Source organism: Sphingopyxis sp. sgz302558 (assembly GCF_057220455.1).
Window position 1 is genome coordinate 369,345 of the sequence record NZ_JBXPUZ010000003.1, and the last position, 23,200, is coordinate 392,544.

Here is a 23,200-nt window from a genome sequence, read left to right on the forward strand (position 1 = left end):
TCCCGCCCGCCAAGTTGGCGGGCGGGAGTGGCGGTGTCAAAGGGCTTTGTTGGAGAGCTAGATTACTTCGTCGATGCTGAAGGCGAAGGGCTTGCCAGCCAGCACACGGCCGGTGCCGTACTGGAACGGCTGGCGCGCCGGATCATCGGGGCCAGCAAAGGGCCATTGTTCGAGCCAGAAGCTATCGAGCCGCCCGGGCTGATAGGTCGCAGGGTAATTCGGGATGTACATGCCGTAGACGTGGACGGTCTTGCCCTCGTAATCGAGCACGGTCAGTCCCTGTGCCTGCAGCGCGCGGTCCTTGCCGGCCCCGAAGAAGCCCGCGCCTTGCTGGGTGATGACCAGAGCGACCGGATCGCGCAGACGGCTGTCCCTGAGCACCGCATGGCGATCGCCCTTGTAGCTGTACACCCCGACCTCGCGGGCGCCGCGGCTGACGATGTAGAGATCGTCAGTACGGACCGCTCCGGCGATTGGCGTGGTGATCTGGACCGGGTTGCGGCCCACTTGCCATTGGCGCACCGTTGCAGTCGGCATAGCGGGGCTGCTTGCCGGATCGATCAGGGATCGGACGTCGTACTGACGGATGGTGCCGTCGAGCGATCCCACGGTGAGCAGCGTCGAGAGGTGGTTCCAGCTCAGCCGATCCCAGCCCGACAGCGTGTTGGTTCCCGTGCGGATCTGGCGCGCGAACACCGCGGTCGGCTGCACCACATTGAGCGTGCCGAGCACCGTGGGGCGCTGTTCGGGCTTGTGCGCGAAGCTATAGGGCCACTGGTTGTCGCCTGGACCCTGGTTGCTGTTGGCGGTCTCGTTCCACTTGGCCTGCGTGGTCAGGTACTGGTCGCGGTAGAAGCGCAGCAGCGGGCGCAGATCGACAATCGCCACCTTGTTCTCCGCGCGCGAGCCAACCACGGCATAGCCGGCCGAAGCGAGCAGCCGCCAATATTCGGTCTGCGGAATGAAGGCGTCGAAGGCCAGATTGCTGCGCGCGAACCACTTATCGCGCTCGGCTTGGGTGTTGAGCCCCGTGCCGCGCCACTCGTTGAAGCCGCGGAACTTCATGGTGCCGGTCGAAAGCGTCACCGACAATGTATTGGGTGCAGCCATCGGCAGGTCGACAAAGCCGAGCAGCTTCAGCGAACGGACATTCGGCCAGCTCTGAACGCCCCAGCCGTAGCGACCGGTGTCCTGCGGGCCGATGTTGGCAGGGTCCTCCGGGTTGACGGCGATCACCCCCAGCTGTCCCTTGCGTGCCGTCGCATCCCACACGGTGACGAACAGAAATTCGTTCATCGCCGACAGCGCCAGCGCGGTCGGCACCTTGCCCGCGGGCAGACGCAGCGTCGGTTCGACGAGATTGCCGATCCCGCTGTAGGAATCGTTACCCGTCCCAGCCGCCGCGATCAGGCCATTCTGGAATGCGAGGAAGCCGGTCACCGAGTTCTGGATATCCCCGCGCGCCACCGCCACGGCCGGGAGCGGCAGCGTGGCATCGCGGCGGCGCAGGTTGGCGACCGCAGGAGTGGTTGGCGCGGAGATGTTGTTGCGGTTCCACCAGTCGCCATACCATGAAGCATTCATGCGCATGCAGAGCGCCTGGGTCGAACCGTCGCTGGCCCGGGTCGCCATCGCGCCGTCCAAGGCGCGGGCATTGGCGACCCCGGCGGACAGCTCGGCGGGTGCATTGGCATCGGGGCTGAACAGCATCTGGCCCGACCAGATCCAGCCGCCGCCGCCGCCAAAGCCATTGCCGTAGCCATCCGGGGCGTCGCTCTGGATTAGCTTGTCGGAGGTCTGGCAGAACCTGTCGGCGAGAGCGCGGTTGAGCCCTCCCTTCCAAAGTCCATTGGGTTCGGGCTGGTAAATCGTCGCGGCAGACTGCACTTCGTTGAAATCGATGGCGTTCGGCCCAAGGCGATACTTGACCATTTCCTCGGTGTGATAGGCGTTGGCAACGCGCGCATATTCGCTCCAGTTGATGGTGCCATCATTGTTGAGGATCAGCTCGCGCCAGCTGCCGATGGGCGCGACCGCTTGGCCCGTGGCCGCGGGAGTGGTGGTTGTGGGCGGCGGTGTCGGCAGCGCGATCGCTGCAGCGCCATCATCGCCGCCGCCGCCGCCGCATCCGGCGAGCAAGGCTGCGCATCCCGTCATGGCTGCGACCCGGAGGCTTTGCAGCAATTTGCTCACGCTAACGTTACGCATCTTCGGTCCTTCCTGTGTCATTATCAATTGCATGGCTGCGATATTCCGAACCGGGGCAGGCAAGGGATGGCCCCGCCTGCCCCGGACGCCCCGGGGATGCGTGGCGTCAGATGATTTCCTCTTGATCGACCGCAAAGGGCTTGCCGGGGAAGGCGCGCCTCGAGCCAAACAGGGCATCGACCGGACCGGAGGGTGCGCGGAACGGATAGAGTTCCCCGTTGGATCGCGCCGGCCGGGGATTGACCGCATAGGTCAGGATCGCCTTGCCGTTGTAGTCCATGATCGAGATGAAGGGCGCATTGACCGCGCGGCCCGCGCCGTTGCCGCCGAAACCGCCCTGATTGAACGACACCGATCCCGTGACCGGATCGACCAGACGGCTGTCGGTAAAGCTGTATTGCACATCGCCAGTCGGCCAGGCGAAGGTGATACGGCGGTCGCCCCGGCTCACCAGCCACAGATCATCCGAAGCCGTTGACGTCGCGTTGACCTGCGCGAAGTTGGGATTGCGGCCCGCAGCGAAGCTGAAAAGCGGGGTCGCCGACACGGTCTTGCCCACCGGCGAGGTCGGGAAGGTCAGCCCCTGCACATTGAACCCGCGCACCGTCCCGTCCATCGTCGCAACATAGGCGCGGCTGCGGGCGAGGTAGCGCTCGGGCTCTACCCCCGACCAGTCCTCGCGCGGGGAGCGCCGGACATATTCAAAGTAATCAAGGCTGCGGGTGTTGATATAGCCATTGGCCATGATCCCTGCGCTGACGCCGGTCGGCTGTGCCATGCTGAGCGTGGTTGTCACCACCGGGCGCTGTGCGGGCTCGGCAGTGAAACTGAACGGGAACTTCGCGCCGTCAGTGAGTGAAGCGTCGAGCGTGCGGTTGAAGTTCGCCTGCGTGGTCAGATAAAGATCGCGGTAATGTTGGTAGAGCGGCGTCATGTCGACGAAGCTCACCCGGCCTTCCGCGCGCGAGGCCACCACAGCATAGCCGCCCGAGGCCAGCTGGTGCCACATCACATCGCCAGCCGGATAGACCGGATTTACGCCCCGCCACAGATCGCGAACTGACTGCCGCGACAGATCCCCGCGCGCGGGATCGTCATTGTCCCCGAAGCCGCGCGTATTCTGGAGATAGAGGTTGTTCGACACGTCGAGGCTTGTCGGCGCGGCGAAGGGCAGGTCGACGAAGCCTAGCAGTTTCATACCGCGGTTCGTCCATGCCCCCGGGGTGCCCCAATACCAACGCGTGTTCTGCGTCTGGCTCGGACTGCCGACCGCCATCTGCCGCGGCCGCAGCGCGATGAAGGCGAGCTTGCCGGTAACCGTGTTGGTGTCCCAGATGCTCACCACAAGGAACTCGTTGTAGGGCGTCACCGCCATCGCCGTCGGAACCATGCCTGCAGGCAAGCGGATGCCGGCCGGGTCGAAGAATTCGGGTGCCGAATTGCCCACGACGGTCGGCAAGATGGTCCCGTCGCGGAAGGCAGCAAAGCCAACCTGGCTCGAATTGGCGCGACCGCGAGCGATCGCGGTGGGCACCAGCGGCAGGTCAGGGCGACGGGTGGCGACCGCCTCGCGCACCTGCGGGTTGGCGCGCGCGGCAATGTTGTTGCGCACCCAGAAGTCGCCGTCCCACTGGCCGAACATCCGCATGCAAAGCCCGCCAGAGGGTTCGAAGACAAGGCCGTCCGCCCCCTTGAAGTTGCCGATGCCGAAGCGGAAATCGGCGTCCTGCGGATTGTCCGGAAGATAGGCGAAGGCACCGCCTACCAGCCACGCGGGTCCTTCCATGCCGCGCGCCCGTGCTTCCTGGTCGCTGCGCGGCAGATCGGCGGGCGCGGCGCATTTGGCGCGCTCGGCGGCGTTGTTTTCGGCAAAGGTGCCGAACGGCCACAGCCCGAACCCGCTGGTCTGGTCCGGCCCCCACAGTGTCGCGGCGCTGTTGGCGCTGTTGCCAAAATCCGCCGCCGTCGGCCCGAGGCGATAGTCCATGATTTCGGGCGTGTTGTAATTATTGGCGACCCGGCGGTATTCGCTGGGGATGATGGCACCAGCGCTGTCGATGATCAGCTCGCGCCAGCTGCCGATGGGCGCGACGGCCTGACCGGTGGCCGCGGGCGTTGATACTGGCGCTGGCGTCGAGGATGTTGGCGGCGGCAGCGCTATAACCGCTTCGCCATCACCCCCGCCCCCGCCGCCGCATCCGGTGAGGAGCAGGGCCAAGGCGAACGGCAACGCGCGCCGCCAATTGTATGAAATTGCTGTGGTTTCGATACGCATTTGCTGGTCCTCCGCGCTGCGAACGGCGCAACGAGGAAACGTCCGAATCCGTTAATGAAACGTAGCGGACGCTTCAAAATGGCAAGATGGGAAAAGTCGCGGCGCTTGTGCAATTTGCGCTTTCCACCTTGGATTGCGCGTGCCAGCTTGGGTGGATGCTCCGCTTCCTGACCTTGCTCGCCGCTGCCCTGATGCTGACCACCGCCCACGCGAAGCCGTCATTGCCCAATGTTGAAGGGCGCGATGCCGCCGGTTTGCAGGCCGCCATGGCCGCAGGCGAGGTGACAAGCGAAGCGCTGGTCGCCGCCTATCTCGATCGCATCGCGCAGATCGACGACGCCGGGCCGCAGATCGATGCGGTCATTGCGCTGTTCCCCGATGCCTTGGAACAGGCACGCCGCCTTGATGCCGAGCGCGCGGCGGGCAAGGTGCGCGGGCCGCTGCACGGCATCCCGGTGTTGATCAAGGACAATATCGAAGTGGCGGGGCCAGTGCCCACTACGGCGGGATCGCTCGCGCTGAAGGACAATGTCACGGGGCGCGACGCGTTTCTGGTGGCGCGGTTGCGGCTGGCGGGCGCAGTGATCCTGGGCAAGACCAACCTGTCCGAATGGGCCAATATCCGGTCGGGCGATTCGACCAGCGGGTGGAGCGCGGTCGGCGGCCTGACGCGCAATCCGCATGACCTGACGCGCAGCGCATGCGGGTCGTCATCGGGCAGCGGTGCGGCGGTCGCGGCGTTTCTTGCCCCGCTGGCGATTGGCACCGAAACCGACGGGTCGATTGTCTGTCCAGCCGGAACCAATGGCGTTGTCGGGTTCAAACCGACGGTCGGGCTGGTCAGCCGCACCCACATCGTGCCGATCAGTTCCAGCCAAGACACGGCAGGGCCGATGACGCTGACCGTCGCCGATGCCGCCGCGGTGCTCACAATAATCGCTGGTACTGACCGCGCCGACAAGGCGACCGCCATGGCGCGCGAGGTGCAGCAGGATTATGTCCGCGCGCTGCGCCCCGACGCGCTGAAAGGGCGGCGGCTGGGCGTGATGATGGACCGGATCGGCGGGCGGCCGGATGTGCGCGCGCTGCTGGAGGCGGCACTGGCCACGCTGGAGGCTGAAGGCGCGGTGATCGTGCGCATCGCCGACACGCGCACCGGGCTAGAGGAACTGGGCGGCGCGGAATTCGAAGTGCTGTTGACCGAGCTGAAAGCCGATATGGCGACCTATCTGGCGAGCCTGCCCGGCGCGGGATTGCCCAAAACGCTGGCCGATTTGATCGCGTTCAACAAGGCCAACCCTGCGGAGCTCAAATGGTTCGGGCAAGAGACCTTCGAACTGGCTGAGACGAAAGGCGGGCTGGACAGCGAGGCCTATCGCACCGCGAAGGAAAAGGCCGCGCGACTGGCGGGGCCGGAGGGGATCGATCAGCTGCTCAAGGAGCATAAGGTCGATTTCCTGGTCGGCGTAACCAATGGCCCGGCGTGGACGATGGATCTGGTCAATGGCGACGCATTTTCAGGACCTTCGTCAAGTCAATTGCCGGCGGTGGCGGGATATCCGCACCTGACCGTGCCGATGGGCGCGGTCGAGGGGCTGCCCATCGGGATTTCGTTCATTGGCGAAAAGTGGAGTGATGGCGAAGTGCTGGCGGTCGGACACCGCTATGAACTGGCGAGCAAAAAGCGGGTGACGCCGGGGTATCGGCTGGGGGTGGGTCCTTAAGCCTGTGCTCCAAGTACCCTTATTGTCGCAATCCCGGATCAAGTCCGGGATGACGAACCATTGGGTAGAGTGAGCATGCCTAACGCTGTCCTTTCCTTCGCTGCCAGCCCATCTCTTCCAGTTCGAGCAGCTCAATCGGCACATGGATGGTGCGGATGGCAAGGCGGACCTCAATGAGGAACAGGATCAGCGAGGCGAGCAGGAGGAGCATCGCCAGCGCGAACACCGCCGATACGGCGAGGCCCAGATCCAAGCCCAACAATTCCTGAACGAACAGCAGCGCGACCAGCAAGCAGACGGTGATGCCGCAGCCCACCGCCGACAAGATGCTGTTGTTGATAATGTCCATGCGCCGGTCGGCTGCGCGCAGTTCGAACACCAACCGTTCATGCTCCTTACCCTCGGTCTCTGCCCAGCGGGTGATGAGGTCGCGGCTCCGGTCGACGACGCGCGCCAACCGTCCGGTGAGCACGTTCAAAAGCGCGCCGGTGGCAACGAGCAGGAACACCGGGGCGACCGACAGTTGGATGGTCTGGGCGATGACTTCGCCCTCGATCACCGGGGTCATCGTCATCCGTTCATCACCGACGGCGTATTGACCCCGCGCGCGGCCAGGAATTTGCGGATGTTGCGCGCGGCTTGGCGAATGCGTTGTTCATTTTCGACCATCGCGATGCGGACAAAGCCCTCACCATCTTCGCCATAGCCGACGCCGGGGGCGACCGCGACATGGGCTTCGGTGAGGAGTTGTTTGGCGAATTCCAGGCTGCCCATGTCCTTCAGCGCCGGCGGCAGCGGCGCCCAGCAGAACATCGAAGCGCGCGGCTTGGGGATGTCCCAGCCGGCGCGGCCAAAGCTTTCGACAAGCACATCGCGGCGCTTTTGATAAAGCTCGCGGTTGGCAGCGACAATGTCTTGCGGGCCGTTTAATGCCGCACAGGCAGCGGCCTGAATCGGGGTGAAGGCGCCATAGTCGAGGTAGGATTTGACGCGGGTCAGCGCAGCAATCAGCCGTTTATTGCCGACAGCGAAACCCATCCGCCAACCCGCCATCGAATAGGTTTTCGACATGGAGGTAAATTCAATCGCGACGTCCTTCGCCCCCGCCACTTGCAGGATCGACGGGGTTGGTTGGCCGTCGAAATAAAGTTCGGAATAGGCAAGGTCGGAAATGACCCACACTTTGTTGGCCTTCGCCCAGGCGACCAGTCGTTCGTAAAAGGCCAGATCGACCGTCTCGGCCGTCGGGTTCGATGGATAGCCTACCACCAAAATGCTGGGGCGCGGAACGGTGAACGCCATGGCGCGGTCAAGCGCGCGCCAGTAATTTTCGTCCGGAGTCGTCGGAACGCTGCGGATCGTCGCGCCGGCGATGATGAAGCCAAAGGTGTGGATGGGATAGGCCGGGTTGGGCGCGAGCACGACGTCGCCGGGGCCGGTGATGGCGGTGGCGAGGCTGGCGAGCCCCTCCTTCGACCCCATGGTGACGACGACTTCGCTCTCGGGATCAAGCTCTACCCCGAAACGGCGTGCGTAATAATTGGCCTGGGCCCGGCGTAGGCCGGGAATGCCCTTGGACTGCGAATAGCCGTGGGCGTCGGGCTTGGCGGCGACTTCGCATAGCTTTTCGATGACGTGCGGCGGCGGCGGCAGATCGGGGTTGCCCATACCGAGGTCGATGATGTCTTCGCCGCTGGCGCGGGCGGCCGCGCGCATCGCATTGACTTCGGCGATGACATAGGGCGGCAGGCGCTTGATGCGGTAAAATTCATCGTCGGACATGGTGCGGTCCAATTTTCCTTTGCTGGCGACCCGCGTATCCCTCGCACGTGGGTGTGGCTTGCGCTATAGGCAGCACGGGGTCAGCTTGCCAGCGGGAACGACATATGGCCGACGAGCGGAAAGATAGCCCGTTTCCGGGAATGGAGGCCTTGCCGACGGCCGAGGATGTCCAGCACTGGACGGAAGTGATGATCCGCGCGCAAACGATGTTGGCCGAACATGCCGTGCGCATGACGCGTGCGCCGACGCAGGCGCCCGACCTTGGCGCGCTGTTTGATCCCGCGCGCTGGCAAACCTTGCCCGGCGTGGCGGCGATGACACAGGTTGCCGCGCAAAGCTGGGCGCAGGGCATGGAAAATTGGCAGAAGTTACTGGGCGGCGATTTTGCCGCTTTTGTGCCCGCCCCACCCGCCGACAAACGCTTCGCCGCGCCTGAATGGACCGACAATCCCGTCTTTGCCGTGCTGCGCCAAAGCTATGCGGCGGTTGCCGAACAGATGCTGTCGGCAACCGAAGCATTGGACGGCATCGACGCGCAGGCCAAGGCCAAGCTGCGCTTTGCGACGCAAAATCTGGTCGATGCAATGGCGCCGACCAACGCCGCGCTGACCAACCCGCAAGTGATGGAACGCGCCGTGGCGACGCGCGGCGAAAGCCTGCTCAAGGGGCTGGAGCATCTGCTGGACGACATGGCGCGTGGGCAATTGACGCACGTCGACCGCAGCGCATTTCGTGTCGGCGAGAATATCGCGGCGACACCCGGCAAGGTGGTGCATGAAACGCCGCTGTACCAACTGATCCATTATGCACCGACGACGCCGGAGGTGCTGAGCATCCCGCTGGTCGTCTTCCCGCCGTGGATCAACCGCTTCTATATTCTTGACCTTAACCCGGCGAAAAGCTTCGTCAAATGGTGCGTCGACAACGGCATTTCGCTGTTCATGGTATCGTGGAAGTCGGCCGACGCCAGCATGGCCGATGTGGTGTGGGACGATTATATTGCGGCGCAGATCGACGCGATTGACGCGGTGCGCGCGCGGCTTGACGTTCCCGCGGTGCACACGATCGGCTATTGCGTCGCCGGAACCACGCTGGCCGCGACGCTGGCGGTGCTGGCGGCAAAGGGCGACGCGGACAAGTTGGCGTCGGTCACCTTCTTTACCGCGCAGGTCGATTTCGAGCTGGCGGGTGACCTCAAACTGTTCGTCGATGACGCGCAGCTAGCGCTGCTCGAACAGCTCTCAGCACCGGGATTCCTCGACGGGCGCTATATGGCTGCGACCTTTAACCTGCTGCGCGGGCGCGACCTCATTTGGAATTATGTCGTCAACAATTACCTGCTGGGCAACGACTATCCCGCGTTTGATCTGCTTTACTGGAACGGCGACACCACGAACCTGCCAGCGAAGTGGCACCGCCAATATCTGACCGAGCTGTACCGCGACAACCGGCTGGTGGTGCCGGGGTCGCTGTCCGCGCAGGGCGTACCCATCGACCTGCGGAAAATTGAAACGCCCGCTTTTGTTCAGGCGGGGCGCGAGGACCATATTGCCCCGGCGGAGAGCGTGTGGCGCATCATGCACCATTTGTCCGGCCCAAAGACTTTTCTGCTCGCGGGATCGGGACACATTGCCGGGGTGGTCAATCCGCCCGCTGCACAGAAATATCAGTTTTGGACCGGCGACAGCGATGCGGCGAGCTTTGCCGACTTTGTTGCCGGAGCAAGCGAGACCAAGGGAAGCTGGTGGCCATACTGGCTGGACTGGTTGCGCCGGCATGGTACGGTCACCGTTCCGTCAAAGGGTGCGCGTATTCCTGGCGGTAAGGGCAATCCGGCAATCGATGATGCCCCGGGACGCTATGTGCGGATGCCGTAGCTCCTCAATCGTCATCCCGGACTTGAACCGGGATAACAAACGGACGTGGGCGCGTTGTCCCGGATCAAGTCCGGGGCGACGAAGTCGTTGAAAAGTTGAGGCCGCAGCATTTTTTTGTGCAGTGCACCAATTTGTGCTTGAAAAGTCCGAAACGCTCCTATATTGTGCACTGCAGCATTTAAGGAGTTTGTGACCCATGGCCACGAAAATTGACACCGCCGAAAAGGCCTTTGAAGCCGCCAGCGCAGAAGCCGCCGCCGTGACCAAGGCCGTTGTTGAAACCGCCAAAGAAACCACCAGCGACGCCGCTGCGGTGGTTACCAAGGCTGCCGCGCCTGCCGTCAAGGCAGTGAAGGCCCCCGCCAAGAAGGCCGCTCCGGCCAAGGCCAAGACCGCCGCCGTCAAGGCCAAGCCGGTCGTCGCCAAGAAACCCGCAGTGGTGAAGGCCGCTGCCAAGAAGGCCGCCCCCGTCAAGGCGAAGATTGCCAAGGCTGCCCCCGCCAAAAAGACCGCCACCCCGAAGCTGGCCGTGACCTCGCCGGTCGCCGCCGCCAAAGAAGGACTGAAAACCATGAACGACACCGTCAAGAAGTTCGCCGACGAAGCCAAAACCCGCTTCGAAACCCTGACCGCCGACATGAACGGCCGTTCGAAGGAAGCGATGGAAAAGGCCAGCAAGCTGGCTGAAGAAGCCGTCGAATTCCAGAAGGCCAACATCGAAGCGCTGGTCGAATCGGGCAAGATTGCTGCCAAGGGCATGCAGGCGCTGGGCGAAGAAGGCGTTGCCTTCGGCCGCAAGAGCATCGAAGAAGTCACCGCGTCGCTGAAGGGCTACACCGCTGTCAAGACCCCGGTCGAATTCTTCCAGCTCTATGCTGAAAACAGCAAGAAGGCCTTTGACACTGCCGTCGCGCAGACCTCGAAGACCAGCGAAATGGTCGTGAAGCTGGCCAATGACAGCTTTGCCCCGATTTCGAACCGCGTTTCGGAAATCACCGCAAAGGTGAAGGCGGCCGCGTAAACCGCGCTGCTTTCCCCCGTCGGCGCGCGCTCCTCTCCCTCCCAAAGCGCGCCGGCCTTGATCGAGCCGTCCGTCCCCACCGGGGCCGGGCGGCTCTTTCTTTTTGTCCTAGGGTCAGGACCCATTAAATACGCGTTCGAGGTTTGAGGCCATTTTGCTCAGGGCTAGAAGGAAAGGCGAAGGGATATGAAGATATCTCAAGACTTTCCGACGCCGCCATGGGCAAAATGGGTCAAATCCGAAGGACGCCGAAATGGCTTCGACCTCGAAGCGAAATGCCCTTGCGGGTAGCGATGCTAGCCGACGGCGGGCACTTCCCTCCGATGCCTTCGCCATTTCGACGCCTCGAACGCGTATTTAATGGGTCCTGACCCTAGCAGCCCCTTGATTGCAACCATGCGCATGCGATATCCATTGCTGCTTCGATGATGCACTATCCCTCCCTCTTTCCACGCGGCATGGCCGATAAGCGTGACAACGATGTCGGCGCGCCCGGCGTTGGCGTTGCCACGCGTACGCGGACGAAGGCGAAAAAGCCGTCGATGTACAAGGTGTTGCTGCTGAACGACGATTATACGCCGATGGAATTTGTCGTCGGCGTGCTGCAGCGCTTCTTCAACATGGACATTGAAACCGCGACGCGGGTGATGCTGCACGTCCACCAGCAAGGGTTCGGCGTGTGCGGCGTGTTTACCTATGAAGTCGCCGAAACCAAGGTCAACCAGGTGATGGACGCCGCGCGCGCGAGCCAACATCCCCTGCAATGCACGCTGGAAAAGGCCTGAGGCCGTTAGCGCCGCGGTGATCATCGGCGCCGGCGATGCCACCGGGGGCGCGATAGCGCGGGCCTTTGCCGCCGAAGGCTATGTGGCCTGCGTCAACCGTCGCCCCAAGAGCGCCGTGGCGCTCGAGGCGCTGGCTGCCGACATTCGCGCCAGCGGCCATCAGGCGCGTGCCTTTCCCGGCGATGCGCGTGTCGAAGAGGACATGGTGGCGCTGTTCGATGCTGTCGAAGCCGAGGTCGGCCCGGTCGAGGTCGCAGTGTTCAACATCGGTGCAAACGTGAACTTCCCCATCGCCGAGACGACCACGCGGGTTTACACCAAAGTTTGGGAAATGGCCTGCCTGTCGGGCTTTCTGATGGGGCGCGAGGCAGCGAAGCGCATGACCCCGCGCGGTCGCGGCACCATCATCTTCACCGGCGCCACCGCGAGTTTGCGCGGCGGCGCGGGCTATGCCGCCTTTTCGGGCGCGAAAGGCGCACTGCGCATGCTGGCGCAGAGCATGGCACGCGAGCTGGGACCGCAGGGCATCCATGTGGCGCATGCGATTATCGACGGCGCGATCGACACCGAATTCATCCGCGAGCGCCATCCCGATTTTGACAACGCCCGCGCGGCGGACCTGATCTTGTCGCCAGATGCGATCGCCGCGCAATATGTGATGCTCCACAAGCAGCCCAAGAGCGCCTGGACACATGAGCTGGATTTGCGCCCGTGGGGCGAGAGGTGGTAGTCCCGCAAAGGGAATTCGACCTGGCGCGTCATCACCGCGCTAGAAGCGCACCCGGAAAGTCGCGCCCGGTCCAGCGATCGACTCAATCTCGCCATCGATGCTTTCGGTCAGCGCAGCGATAAGGCTCATGCCGAGCTGGTCGCTGGCGTCGTTGCTGATGGTGAAGTCTTGCGCAAGGCCGACGCCTTCGTCCTGAACTTCCAGCACGCGCACGTCTCCATCACGGATCAGTCGCACCTGGATCAATCCGCCCCCCGTACCATAGGCATGTTTCGCCGCGTTGCTGATAAGTTCGGTTACGAGCAGCGCCAGCGATGCAGCATGATCCGTGGCAATGTCCATTGATGTGGTCGAACAGTCGATCACCACATGGTCGAGCTCCGCGCCGACCGTTTCGCAAACATCGGTGACCAGCGCGCCAAGATCAATCGTGTCCCCTCCAGCATCGCGCCAAAGGCGATCATGCGTGCGTGCGACAGCGATGACGCGGTCGGACGCATCGCCCAGCGCATCTGCCTCAGCCGCTGACTTGCTTGACCGCGCCTTCATGGTGAGCAAGCTGGACAATATGGCGAGGCTGTTTTTGACGCGGTGGCTGGCTTCCTGAACCAGCATCTTTTGGTAATCGAGCGCCTGAGACAGACGGTCTTCAGCGACCTGCCGATCGAGGGCCACGCCGATGAAATTGGCGAGTCCCTGCAGAAAGGCCAAATCGGCGGCCTCAAACTCGCCCGCTGAGGAACTGTCGACTTCCAGCACCCCCCAGCGCCCACCACCATATGTGATTAGTACATTGATCGCGCGCTTGACCCCATGTTCGAGCATCAATGCAGGGGTGCGGAAATTTTCTTCGCGGTCCAAATGGTTGGAAATGACCGGCGACCCGGTCTGAAAAGCATAACCTGCTGGCGATTCAAGATCGGCGCTGAAGGTAGCCACGCCAACCACGCCATCGCGCCAGCCTTCGCCGGCACGGACAATTAGGTCGCCTTCGGCTTTCCGATATTCGAGGATCTTTGACAGGCTGGCGCGCATCCCAAGCGCAGCGGCGTGGACGGCGCTTTCGAGCAATTCGGGGATGCTGGAGGATTGCAGCGCTTGCATGCCGAAGTTGGAAAGTGCCGCCTGTTGTTCGAGCCGATAGGCCAGCATCGCACCCGCGTCCTCGACCGCTTCGGCGAAGGTTTGCGGCGCTTGTGGATTGTTGCCGGCATTTTCGACGACTTCGTCGCCATCCATCTGCAATTCCACCTTTTCTCCCACCATGTTTGCGCGCCTTCTGCATTACAAATCAGCGACGAACAACGGCGTGATCGATGCTTTCCTTGCTTAAAGCAATCCGGCATTAGCTGCAAATGAACCACTGCCCGGTTTGGCCAGTTCGTGCAAAATGAAGGCTATTGGGATAGGATCACAACGTCAGCATATTCGATAGGGCTTCTTGATAATGAAAAGCTTCCAATTCCTGTTCGATGTCGGCGGCCCAAACGGCTATCTGGTCCACCGCGTGCTTCCCGCCTTTTGCGCCGAACATGGCGCGCGCGCGGAATATGTGCCGGTACTGCTGGGCGGGCTGTTCAAGGCGACCGGCAACCGCCCGCCGCTGATGCGTTATGCCGATGCGCCCGCCAAATGGGCCTATGAGCAGCTGGAGTTTGACCGCTTTATTCAGGCGCATGGCATCGACAGATTCCGCATGAACCCCAATTTCCCGCCCAACAGCTTGCAAGCGATGCGCGCGATTGTTGGTGCCAAGGCACTCAACTGCCAGGAGGAGGCGATCGAGGCGTTCATGGTCGGGGTGTGGGAGACCGAACTCAACTTGGGCGACCGCGATGCGGTGGAAGCGCACCTAAACGCCGCAGGTCTCGATGGCGCAGCGCTGCTCGCGCGGGCCGATGAACCCGAGGTCAAGGCCGAGCTGATCGCCAACACCGAAGCGGCCGTGGCGCGCGGTGCGTTTGGCATCCCGACATTTTTCGTCGGCGACGAGATGTTTTTCGGCAAGGAACGGCTCGCGCAGGTCGCGGCTGCGATGGGATGAAACGCGGCTATTCGCCCATTTTCCAAACTAGATTTTGCTCGGCCTTGAATTCCACCGGTTCGCCATTGGCATCGGTTGCAGGCAGATAAGTCGACCGGCGCGCGACGCGGCACGATGCCGCATCAAGGTCGGCATGGCCGCTGCTAACGATTACGACACAATCGTCGATGCGACCGTCGGTTCCGATCGTCACCCCCACCCGGCTGGTGCCCTCACGCGCCTCGCTGAGAGCCTTCGGCGGATAATCGAAGCTGGGATTCCCACGTGAGCGAATGCTGACCGGCTGGTTGGGTAGAAGCGGCACAAAGGTCCAGCTCCGCTGCATGAACGGCGCATTGGCCGGGGCAAAGGGCTGGGGGCTTTCGGCTAGGCAGGTTACAAGCGGTGCGGCGTCCGCCGGCGACAGTGACAGTTTCAGCCCGGGGCCACCCCGTTCAACCAATTCCAACGTGCCGCCCTGCGCGAGTATCGCGAGCTGGTCCGGGGTGAACGCCAGCCGAAAGCTGATCACCCCCTTTTCATCGACCGGGCGCTCCAGCCTTCCGCCTGCGAGCGGTGATCCGGCGACGCGGATGAAGGCGAGCTTGCCGAAAGCCTGCGCCTCGTCCCCCGTTACGGCGATACTGAGCTCGATCACCGGTCCACGCCAATTCTCGATGTCGCTGGCCTGCAGTGTCACCTCGCGCGGCGGCATCGCCGCAAGCGCTACCGAAGGACATTGTACCGACGGCTGAGGCAGCGGCTGGGCCATTTCGGCTTGTGCAGCTGCAACAGCGAGGATGAGGAGCATTGCCATGGCCCAATCCATAAGCGCCCGCCAGAAGCGCTGCAATCGCTGCCGCTTGCGCCGCAAGACACTTCGGTTAAAGAACAGCGATGGATCAAATCGTCATTCGCGGCGGCCAGCGCCTGTCGGGCCGCATTCCCATCTCCGGAGCCAAAAACGCCGCACTGACGCTGTTGCCGTGCGCGCTGCTGACCGACGAGCCGCTGACGCTGCGCAATTTGCCGCGGCTCGCCGACGTCGACGGCTTCGGGCATTTGCTCAACCAGCTTGGCTGTTCGACCACCATCGAAGGGTCGCGACCGGAGGATTTCGGGCGGGTGATGACCGCGCGGACGACGACGCTGACCAGCACCGTCGCCCCCTATGACATCGTCCGCAAGATGCGCGCGTCGATCCTGGTGCTTGGGCCGCTGCTCGCGCGCGCGGGCGAGGCGACGGTCAGCTTGCCCGGCGGCTGCGCCATAGGCAACCGGCCGATCGATTTGCATTTGAAGGCGCTGGAGGCATTCGGCGCGCAGATCGAGCTCGCCTCGGGCTATGTCAAAGCTGTGGCTCCCGGCGGGCGTTTGGCGGGCGGCAAATATAGTTTTCCGGTCGTGTCGGTCGGCGCGACCGAAAATGCCGTCATGGCGGCGGTGCTTGCCAAGGGCACCTGCGTGCTGGGCAACGCCGCGCGCGAGCCGGAGATTGTTGACCTGTGCAATTGCCTGGTGGCGATGGGCGCACATATCGACGGCATCGGCACCGAAACGCTGACCATCGAGGGCGTCGACCGGCTGCACGGCGCAACCTATCGCGTCATGTCCGACCGAATCGAGGCAGGCAGCTATGCCTGCGCCGCGGTCATCACTGGCGGCGATGTGGAACTGGTCGGGGCGAAGGCCGACGAGATGACCGCAACGGTGCAGGCGCTACGCGAAGCTGGCGCGACGGTCGAGGAAGTTAAAGGCGGGCTGCGTGTCGCGATGTCGGGCCGCGCGCAGCCGATCACGCTGTCGACCGCGCCCTACCCGGGCTTTGCCACCGATATGCAGGCGCAATTCATGGCGATGGCGACGCTGGGCACCGGCGCGTCGCTGTTCACAGAGACGATTTTCGAGAACCGGTATATGCACGTGCCCGAGCTGGCGCGGATGGGCTGCGATATCGAAGTACGCGGGCGTAGCGCGGTGGTGCGCGGGGTGGACCATCTGGTCGGTGCGCCGGTGATGGCGACCGACCTGCGCGCATCGATGAGCCTGATCATTGCCGGACTGGCCGCGCAGGGCGAGACGCAGGTCAACCGCGTCTATCACCTCGACCGCGGTTATGAGCGGCTGGAAGAGAAATTGCAGGCCGTGGGAGCAGATATTGAGCGGGTAAGTTCGGGGTAGGCGGAGAATAGTCCCCCGCTTGCACCTCGCCCGAAAGGGAGGATAGGGTGAGGCACAAGCGGGGGCGTAGCCAGCGCGAAGGCTGGCGGCTGATCAAGCCGCCGGCTTCGCGCTCACCAATTCGGGGAATAGTTTTTTCAGCGCTGCCAGCTTGGGCGCGTCCCAGCGACGGATGTAGCCGTGGTTCGGGTTGAGCTTCATAAAGTTCTGGTGATAGGCTTCGGCCCTGTAAAAGGCCTTGTAGCTTTCCACCGGTACAACAATCGGCTTGGCAAAATATCCACCCTTGCCAATCTGCGCGAGATAGCGGGTGGCCACGGCGCGCTGCGTGGCGTCCATCGGCACAATCGCGGCGCGATATTGCGTGCCATAGTCCGGACCTTGGCGGTTCTTCAGCGTCGGGTCGGCGACCACCGAAAACAGCACGCGCAGCAGCGTGCCATAGCTGACGACGCTAGGGTCATAAACCACACGCACTGCCTCGGCATGGCCGGTCGTGCCGTCATGCGTCAGTTCATAAACGGCGGTTTCCTTTGCGCCGCCATGATAGCCTGACTCTACCGAAATCACGCCCTTGACGCGCTCGAGCACGCCTTCGACGCCCCAGAAGCAGCCGCCCGCCAGCACGGCGGTGGCGCGGGTCGCCTTGACCGCCGGATCATATGCGGCGGCGGGCAGCTTGACGACGCTTTCGGCCTGCGCGGGGACACAGGCGGCGACCATGGCGGCGGCGGCGAGCGCGGTTGACAAGCGGCGCATCACAACACCTGCCCCAGCAGCACGCCGAGGGTGCCGAGCATGAAGCCGGCTGACAGATTGCGGAACAAGTCGTTGGATAGGAGCGACACCATGGTTGTGGCCTTTTTTGCCGTTGAGGAGAGATTGGTCTGGCCGGGGTTCGCGGGGAACCCGGCCAGTGGTTACACCTTTGCCAAAATTGTCTTGCCGCGCAGTGAACGGGGTCACAGTTTCGCGACGTCATTGCGAGCGCAGCGAAGCAATCCAGAGCGGCTTGTCACTGCCCTAGATTGCTTCGCTGCGCTCGCAATGACGAGGAACTATTTCAGCGCCGCGCACGCCTGCTGGATGCGCAGGCAGGCTTCTTTCAGCACCGCCTCGCTGGTCGCATAAGACACGCGGAACGCGGGCGACAGGCCGAATGCTTCGCCAGGGACCGCCGCCACGCGCGCGGCATCAAGGAAATAGTCGATCAGCTTGGCATCGCTATCGATTTTCTGCCCGTCGGGCGTGACCTTGCCCATGCAGCCGCTGGCGTCGGGGTAGACATAAAACGCCCCCTCGGGCAGCGGACAATCGAGGCCCGGCGCATCGTTGAGCATCGCGACTACCATATCGCGACGTTTGCGGAAGGCGGCATTGCGTTCATCGAGAAAGGCCTGCGACCCGGTCAGCGCGGCGACTGCAGCCGCCTGGGCAATCGAGCAAGGGTTTGACGTCGATTGCGACTGCAGTTTCCCCATCGCTTTGATCAGCCAGCTTGGGCCGCCGGCATAACCGATACGCCAGCCGGTCATGGCATAAGCCTTTGAGCAGCCGTTCACCGTGAGCGTGCGATCGGTGAGGTCGGGACAGACTTGCAGCATCGTCGCAAAGGCGAAATCGGCGTACCAGACATGCTCGTACATATCGTCGGTCAGCAGCATCACGTGCGGATGGCGCAGCAGCACCTCGCCGAGCGCCTTCAATTCGTCCGGCGAATAGGCCGCACCCGACGGGTTTGACGGCGAATTGAGGATCAGCCAGCGCGTTTTCTTGGTGATCGCCGCATCAAGCTGGGCAGGGGTAATCTTGTAGTGCTGCGCGGCACCCGCCGCGATCACCACGGGTACGCCGCCCGCAAAGGCGACAATGTCGGGGTAGCTGACCCAATAGGGCGCAGGAATGATCACTTCATCGCCGGGGTCGACCGTCGCCACCAGTGCGTTGAACAAAGTGTGTTTGCCGCCGACGTTGACCGTAATCTGGTCGGTTCCATAGTCGAGGCCATTGTCGCGCTTGAATTTGGCGCGGATCGCTTCCTTGAGCGCCACCGTGCCGTCGACCAACGTATATTTGGTTTGCCCCCGGCGAATGGCCTCAATCGCGGCTTCCTTGACAAAATCAGGGGTGTCGAAATCGGGTTCACCCGCCGACAGTCCGATGACGTCGACCCCCTGCGCCTTCAGCCCCGCCACCCGCGCGGTCATGGCGAGCGTCGCCGACGGCTGGATGCGGTTGAGGGCAGCGGACACATGCGGCGCGGACATTTGCGGGTTCCTTCGGACAGAATTCGGGCAAGGAAATTGCGGACGCCGCGCCCTTAACGCGCGCACCGTTGCGCCGCAACCGGCTGGGCAGAATTAATCCGTGAGCTGTGCCGGCACCAACCCGCGCACGGCGTTGCCGATGAAAAACCCACCTTCCAGATCAGCTGCACGCAAATGCGATTCGACGGCCTGGCCACGCTCAATCAGCTCGGCGCGGAGCACACCCGGCAGCAGACCCAGGTCTGCAGGCGGGGTCAGCAGCTTGCCGTCGCGTTCGACAAAAATGTTGGTCATGCTGCCTTCGGTGACAAACCCCTCGGCATTGACGAACGCGACTTCGGGCGCGCCGCTGTCAACGCGCGCCTCGTCATAGAAATCGCGCGCCGAGGTTTTGTGGCGCAGGCGGAAATCATCGGCGGGTACGCCCAGCGCAGCGATGCGCACCGGCACCGGTACCTCGGCAAAGGCTGGCACCGGCGATACTTCAATGGCCACCGCGCCAGCTGGCGACAGCCGCAGCCGAATGCGCGCCGCGGTCTTCAGACGAAAGGTTGCGGTTTGCAGGTTGTTGCGCGCCGCATGGCGATCAAAGCGAAAGCCGAAGCGTTCGGCGCTCGCCTTCAATCGCGCGAAATGGGCATCGAGCCGCATCACCCCGTCAACCGGATCGAATCGCATGGTTTCGATAAGATCGAAACCGCCCCCCGCTGCTGCCACAAACGCCCCCTTGGCCACACATTCGCGCCATTCGGTCCCCGCTTCGCTGTCGGCGACAATCCCTGACCCCAAACCCAGCGTGGCCTTTATTGCTGCGCCGGGCAAGGGGGGAGCGGGCGGAAAAACAACTGTGCGGATGGCGACATTGAATGCGGCGCCTCCGCCGGCCTCGATAAAGCCAATGGAGCCGGTGTAGATGCCGCGCGGTCCCCGCTCGACCTCGGCAATCACCTCCATCGCCCGCACCTTGGGTGCGCCGGTGATTGAGCCGCACGGGAAGGCCGCCGTCAATACATCGACTGCATCGGCGCCCTCGGGAAGGTCAGCGGCGACGTCGGACACGAGCTGGTGGATGGTGGGGAAGCTTTCGACGCGAAACAGCGCAGGCACCTGCACGCTGCCCGGCGCAGCGATGCGCGACAGGTCATTGCGGATGAGGTCCACAATCATCAGATTTTCGGCGCGCTGTTTGGGGTCGCTGGCCAGGTCGGCAGCGAGCGCGGCGTCCTCTGCCGAATTGGCGCTGCGGCGCGCCGTGCCCTTCATCGGGCGCGCCATCACCCGGCGACCGCGCAGGCCAAAAAACAGCTCTGGCGAAAGCGAGGCGATGGCTTGGCTGCCAGTCCAGATAAAGCCGCCGTAACCCGCACGCGCGGTGCTGCGCAGGCGCGCGTATATGGCCAGCGGATTGCCCGCAACTGGCACATCGGCGGCAAAGGTCAGGTTGGCCTGATAAATGTCGCCCGCACGAATGAGGTCGAGCACGCGCGCGATCATGGCATCATAATCGGCGCGCGCGAGCTGCGGCTCGATCGCGCCGAGCCAACCGCCCGCCGGGTCGGGAAGCAGGTCGGCAACAGCGTCGGCATCGATCCGCACAATTCGCTCGAACAGTCCGAACCAGGCGGCGGGCGCGATGGCCCCGGCGCCGACCAGCGGCGCGCGGGCAGCGCTGGCAAAACCGGTCCCGGCGTCATAGGCGACATAGCCAGCCGCGTGCAGCCCGCGTGCCTGTGCAGCACGCAACTGCTCCAGCAATGCCGGGACGCCGATGGCATTTTCGGCAGTTACCGTCGCTACGGGATCGGTGAATAGCCGCGCTGGTGCCGCTGCCACGACCCGCGCATCGTCGAGCAGGACGAATGGGGCGCTGCCCGGATGCGGGAGCGAAATGGTCACAGCGCCAACGGCGTCAGCGGTCGCGCTTCATGCGGATCGCGCGTTGGTCATTCACATTGGCAAAATAGCTGCCCATCGACGCGACGCGGATTTTGACTTTCTGTCCCGGCTTGGGCTCGCGTGGCAGGCGGGTGGTGTCAATCTGTTGCCAAACCGCGCCGTCCTCCATGACGATGCGATATTTGCCCGAGCGGTCGATGCTCGCCGATTTGACCACCGCCTCAATTTCCTTGACCTCTTCCTCTTCGCCGTCGCCGCCGAACAGGCCAATGCGCGGCAACGAAAATCCGAACAGGCCGCGCCGCGTTTCCTTGACCAAGGCTTTGTCGGCAAAGCGGATTTCCTTCTTTTCCTCGGCGACCGCAAGTTCGGCGACGCTGGCGTCAAAGCAGGCAAGCCGCGCCGCGTCGTCGGCGATTGCGCGGCAATCATAAATTTTCTGGACCGGCGCTGCGCGCTTGGCGGATTCGTCGTCATCCTTGGCAAGCGCAGGCGCGGCAAGCAGCAGGGTTGCGGCAGCAATGGTGAGGCAACGGACGGCGGCAGTCATGGCATAATTCTCCCTTGCTTTGCTGATTACTGCGCCGCCCGCCCTGCCGCAAGCGGCGGTGATTGCGCGGATGCTTCAAGCTGTTAACAAGGGTGTCAGTCCCCTCCCCGTCCACACCGGACACCACCGTAGAGTTGATCGCAATGACTGCCGCACCTTGGCTTGCCAACTACCGTCACCCGTGCGGCTGGGACATCGCCCTGCCACCGCTATCGTTACCGCAGATGCTGGCAAACAGCGTCGCGCGGCGCGGCGATGCGCCGATGATCGATTTCATGGGACGGCGCTTCACCTATCGCGAAATGGCGGCGCAAGCAGCGCGCCTGGCCGTGGGGTTGCAGCGACTGGGGATTACCAAGGGCGACCGCGTCGGCCTGTTTTTGCCGAACGTGCCGCATTATGTTGCGGCCTATTATGGCGCGCTGATCGCAGGTGCGACGGTGGTCAATTTCTCACCACTTTATACGGTGGAGGAGCTGGCGGCGCAGGTGGAGGATTCGGGCACGGGCTTGCTCTTTACCCTGTCGGGGGGGGGGGGGGGGGTGGGGGGGGGGGTTTTTTTTTCCCCGTTGCAAAAAAAGCGCTTCCCCCGACGGCGCTTAAGGTGCTCGATCGATCAAGTCTCAACCAATTGGTCGTCGGCAGCGTTGCCGAGGTGTTGCCGCCGGTAAAATCCGCGCTGTTCCGCTTGTTCAAGCGCCGCGAGGTCACCGTGGTTCCTGCTGACCCGCGCATCACCAGCTATGCTGCCTTGCTGGGCCATGGCTCCGAACCAGCGCCTGTCGCCATCAACGCGGAACAGGATATTGCACTGATCCAATATACGGGCGGCACGACGGGCACGCCCAAGGGTGCGATGCTGACGCATCAGAACCTGACCGCCAATGCACGGCAAGTGAACGCCGTCGACCCCGACCATGCCGCGCCCGACCGAATTTTGGGCGTTCTGCCGATGTTCCATGTGTTCGCCAACACCTGCGTGCTCAATCGCACTGTGCTCAACGGCGGGATGATGACGCTGCTGCCGCGATTCGAGGCGGGGGCGGCGCTGAAGGCGCTAAGCCGCACCAAGGCCACGGCGCTGCCAGGCGTGCCGACGATGTATCAGGCGCTGCTGGATCAACCCGATATTGGCAAAACCGATTTCACATCCTTGCGGGTCTGCATTTCGGGGGGCGCGCCGATGCCTGCCGAATTGCGCGAGGCGTTCACATCGCTGACCGGCGCGGCGCTGGTTGAGGGCTACGGCCTCACCGAAAGCGCCGGCGTGGTGTCGACCAACCCCTATGAGGGGCCGGTCAAACCCGGCACCATCGGCCAGGTGCTGCCACGCACCGAAGTAAAGCTGGTCGACAAGGAAGATGCATCGCAGGCCGCGCCCGACGGCGAGCCCGGCGAGTTGGTGGTGCGTGGGCCACAGATTATGCAGGGCTATTGGAACCGCCCCGATGCCGACGGGGATAGCTTCACCGCCGACGGCTGGCTGCGCACCGGCGACGTCGCGGTGATCGACGAGGATGGCTATATCCGTATCGTCGACCGGCTGAAGGACATGATCGCGGTGGGCGGATTCAAGGTTTATCCCAGCGAGATAGAGCGCATACTTTATACGCATCCTGCGGTGAAGGAGGCGCTGGTGCTGGGGGCGCCCGATGCACGGCTGGGCGAGCGGCCAGCCGCGTATGTGACGTTGGAAGAGGACGCTGCGCCGGTCAGCGGCGACACGCTGCTGGCATGGCTGAACCCGCAGCTGGGCAAACACGAACGTGTGGCGAGCGTGTCGGTGCGCGACAGCCTGCCCAAGACCATGATTGGCAAACTGGATCGCAAGGCGCTGCGGGCGGAGTTGAATACCCAATGATCCCCGGCGAAAGCCGGGGT

17 protein-coding genes and 1 pseudogene are annotated in these 23,200 nt (G+C 63.4%); 8 read left to right on the forward strand and 10 right to left on the reverse strand.

Features of this window, described 5'->3' with window-relative positions; all coding sequences use genetic code 11:
- Positions 1-57 precede the first annotated feature (57 nt).
- Both AC2TC0_RS12450 and AC2TC0_RS12455 read right to left on the reverse strand, forming a co-directional pair.
- On the reverse strand, positions 58-2,208 hold the full coding sequence (locus tag AC2TC0_RS12450) for a hypothetical protein (RefSeq protein ID WP_484717839.1): 2,151 nt from the start codon (positions 2,206-2,208) through the stop codon (positions 58-60).
- Between the two features lie 106 nt (positions 2,209-2,314).
- On the reverse strand, positions 2,315-4,483 hold the full coding sequence (locus AC2TC0_RS12455; protein WP_484717840.1) for a hypothetical protein: 2,169 nt from the start codon (positions 4,481-4,483) through the stop codon (positions 2,315-2,317).
- A gap of 155 nt (positions 4,484-4,638) precedes the next feature.
- Between AC2TC0_RS12455 and AC2TC0_RS12460 the strand changes: the two genes are divergently transcribed.
- Positions 4,639-6,207, forward strand: a complete 1,569-nt coding sequence (locus tag AC2TC0_RS12460; RefSeq protein ID WP_484717841.1) for an amidase — start codon at positions 4,639-4,641, stop codon at positions 6,205-6,207.
- A 79-nt stretch (positions 6,208-6,286) separates the two neighbouring features.
- Here AC2TC0_RS12460 and AC2TC0_RS12465 read toward each other — a convergent pair whose 3' ends face one another.
- Complete coding sequence (locus tag AC2TC0_RS12465; RefSeq protein WP_484717842.1) at positions 6,287-6,781, reverse strand: DUF2721 domain-containing protein; 495 nt, start codon at positions 6,779-6,781, stop codon at positions 6,287-6,289.
- Complete coding sequence (locus AC2TC0_RS12470; protein WP_484717843.1) at positions 6,778-7,989, reverse strand: LL-diaminopimelate aminotransferase; 1,212 nt, start codon at positions 7,987-7,989, stop codon at positions 6,778-6,780. Before AC2TC0_RS12470 ends, AC2TC0_RS12465 begins: the two co-directional genes overlap by 4 nt.
- 104 nt (positions 7,990-8,093) lie before the next feature.
- Between AC2TC0_RS12470 and AC2TC0_RS12475 the strand changes: the two genes are divergently transcribed.
- From AC2TC0_RS12475 to AC2TC0_RS12490, 4 genes are all read left to right on the forward strand, one after another.
- Positions 8,094-9,866 (forward strand): PHA/PHB synthase family protein, encoded by a 1,773-nt coding sequence (locus tag AC2TC0_RS12475; protein WP_484717844.1) that lies wholly within the window; start codon positions 8,094-8,096, stop codon positions 9,864-9,866.
- Between the two features lie 196 nt (positions 9,867-10,062).
- Entirely contained in the window at positions 10,063-10,887 is an 825-nt protein-coding gene (locus AC2TC0_RS12480; RefSeq protein ID WP_484717845.1) for a phasin family protein, read from the forward strand.
- Between the two features lie 428 nt (positions 10,888-11,315).
- Positions 11,316-11,672, forward strand: a complete 357-nt coding sequence (gene clpS / locus AC2TC0_RS12485; protein ID WP_484718130.1) for an ATP-dependent Clp protease adapter ClpS — start codon at positions 11,316-11,318, stop codon at positions 11,670-11,672.
- Between the two features lie 16 nt (positions 11,673-11,688).
- Complete coding sequence (locus AC2TC0_RS12490) at positions 11,689-12,402, forward strand: SDR family NAD(P)-dependent oxidoreductase (RefSeq protein ID WP_484717846.1); 714 nt, start codon at positions 11,689-11,691, stop codon at positions 12,400-12,402.
- A 39-nt stretch (positions 12,403-12,441) separates the two neighbouring features.
- Here AC2TC0_RS12490 and AC2TC0_RS12495 read toward each other — a convergent pair whose 3' ends face one another.
- The gene (locus AC2TC0_RS12495) at positions 12,442-13,668 is read right to left on the reverse strand and encodes a sensor histidine kinase (RefSeq protein WP_484717847.1); all 1,227 of its coding nucleotides are present in this window, start codon (positions 13,666-13,668) and stop codon (positions 12,442-12,444) included.
- 181 nt (positions 13,669-13,849) lie between these two features.
- Here AC2TC0_RS12495 and AC2TC0_RS12500 point away from each other — a divergent pair, with 181 nt between their 5' ends.
- The gene (locus AC2TC0_RS12500; protein WP_484717848.1) at positions 13,850-14,446 is read left to right on the forward strand and encodes a DsbA family protein; all 597 of its coding nucleotides are present in this window, start codon (positions 13,850-13,852) and stop codon (positions 14,444-14,446) included.
- A gap of 7 nt (positions 14,447-14,453) precedes the next feature.
- Here the strand turns inward: AC2TC0_RS12500 and AC2TC0_RS12505 are convergent, their stop codons facing one another.
- Positions 14,454-15,242 (reverse strand): energy transducer TonB, encoded by a 789-nt coding sequence (locus tag AC2TC0_RS12505; RefSeq protein ID WP_484717849.1) that lies wholly within the window; start codon positions 15,240-15,242, stop codon positions 14,454-14,456.
- An 80-nt stretch (positions 15,243-15,322) separates the two neighbouring features.
- Here AC2TC0_RS12505 and murA point away from each other — a divergent pair, with 80 nt between their 5' ends.
- Positions 15,323-16,606, forward strand: a complete 1,284-nt coding sequence (murA, locus tag AC2TC0_RS12510) for a UDP-N-acetylglucosamine 1-carboxyvinyltransferase (protein WP_484717850.1) — start codon at positions 15,323-15,325, stop codon at positions 16,604-16,606.
- Positions 16,607-16,699: 93 nt separating this feature from the next.
- On the opposite strand, the gene msrA is transcribed toward murA, so the two are convergent.
- From msrA to AC2TC0_RS12530, 4 genes are all read right to left on the reverse strand, one after another.
- Positions 16,700-17,365 (reverse strand): peptide-methionine (S)-S-oxide reductase MsrA, encoded by a 666-nt coding sequence (gene msrA / locus AC2TC0_RS12515; protein WP_484717851.1) that lies wholly within the window; start codon positions 17,363-17,365, stop codon positions 16,700-16,702.
- A 299-nt stretch (positions 17,366-17,664) separates the two neighbouring features.
- The gene (locus tag AC2TC0_RS12520) at positions 17,665-18,873 is read right to left on the reverse strand and encodes a pyridoxal phosphate-dependent aminotransferase (protein ID WP_484717852.1); all 1,209 of its coding nucleotides are present in this window, start codon (positions 18,871-18,873) and stop codon (positions 17,665-17,667) included.
- Positions 18,874-18,966: 93 nt separating this feature from the next.
- Entirely contained in the window at positions 18,967-20,769 is a 1,803-nt protein-coding gene (pabB, locus tag AC2TC0_RS12525) for an aminodeoxychorismate synthase component I (protein WP_484717853.1), read from the reverse strand.
- A gap of 13 nt (positions 20,770-20,782) precedes the next feature.
- Positions 20,783-21,319 (reverse strand): hypothetical protein, encoded by a 537-nt coding sequence (locus tag AC2TC0_RS12530; RefSeq protein WP_484717854.1) that lies wholly within the window; start codon positions 21,317-21,319, stop codon positions 20,783-20,785.
- A 143-nt stretch (positions 21,320-21,462) separates the two neighbouring features.
- Between AC2TC0_RS12530 and AC2TC0_RS12535 the strand changes: the two are divergent.
- A pseudogene (locus AC2TC0_RS12535) lies at positions 21,463-23,180 on the forward strand (long-chain-fatty-acid--CoA ligase).
- The last annotated feature ends 20 nt before the right edge of the window (positions 23,181-23,200 follow it).

What these genes read in the sequence shown, in the direction of transcription:
- AC2TC0_RS12450 (WP_484717839.1), bottom strand. Translation starts at nt 2,208, where the DNA reads ATGCGTAACGTTAGCGTGAGCAAATTGCTGCAAAGCCTCCGGGTCGCA.
- AC2TC0_RS12455 (WP_484717840.1), bottom strand. Translation starts at nt 4,483, where the DNA reads ATGCGTATCGAAACCACAGCAATTTCATACAATTGGCGGCGCGCGTTG.
- AC2TC0_RS12460 (WP_484717841.1), top strand. Translation starts at nt 4,639, where the DNA reads ATGCTCCGCTTCCTGACCTTGCTCGCCGCTGCCCTGATGCTGACCACC.
- AC2TC0_RS12465 (WP_484717842.1), bottom strand. Translation starts at nt 6,781, where the DNA reads ATGACGATGACCCCGGTGATCGAGGGCGAAGTCATCGCCCAGACCATC.
- AC2TC0_RS12470 (WP_484717843.1), bottom strand. Translation starts at nt 7,989, where the DNA reads ATGTCCGACGATGAATTTTACCGCATCAAGCGCCTGCCGCCCTATGTC.
- AC2TC0_RS12475 (WP_484717844.1), top strand. Translation starts at nt 8,094, where the DNA reads ATGGCCGACGAGCGGAAAGATAGCCCGTTTCCGGGAATGGAGGCCTTG.
- AC2TC0_RS12480 (WP_484717845.1), top strand. Translation starts at nt 10,063, where the DNA reads ATGGCCACGAAAATTGACACCGCCGAAAAGGCCTTTGAAGCCGCCAGC.
- clpS (WP_484718130.1), top strand. Translation starts at nt 11,316, where the DNA reads ATGCACTATCCCTCCCTCTTTCCACGCGGCATGGCCGATAAGCGTGAC.
- AC2TC0_RS12495 (WP_484717847.1), bottom strand. Translation starts at nt 13,668, where the DNA reads ATGGTGGGAGAAAAGGTGGAATTGCAGATGGATGGCGACGAAGTCGTC.
- AC2TC0_RS12500 (WP_484717848.1), top strand. Translation starts at nt 13,850, where the DNA reads ATGAAAAGCTTCCAATTCCTGTTCGATGTCGGCGGCCCAAACGGCTAT.
- AC2TC0_RS12505 (WP_484717849.1), bottom strand. Translation starts at nt 15,242, where the DNA reads ATGGCAATGCTCCTCATCCTCGCTGTTGCAGCTGCACAAGCCGAAATG.
- murA (WP_484717850.1), top strand. Translation starts at nt 15,323, where the DNA reads ATGGATCAAATCGTCATTCGCGGCGGCCAGCGCCTGTCGGGCCGCATT.
- msrA (WP_484717851.1), bottom strand. Translation starts at nt 17,365, where the DNA reads ATGCGCCGCTTGTCAACCGCGCTCGCCGCCGCCGCCATGGTCGCCGCC.
- AC2TC0_RS12520 (WP_484717852.1), bottom strand. Translation starts at nt 18,873, where the DNA reads ATGTCCGCGCCGCATGTGTCCGCTGCCCTCAACCGCATCCAGCCGTCG.
- AC2TC0_RS12530 (WP_484717854.1), bottom strand. Translation starts at nt 21,319, where the DNA reads ATGACTGCCGCCGTCCGTTGCCTCACCATTGCTGCCGCAACCCTGCTG.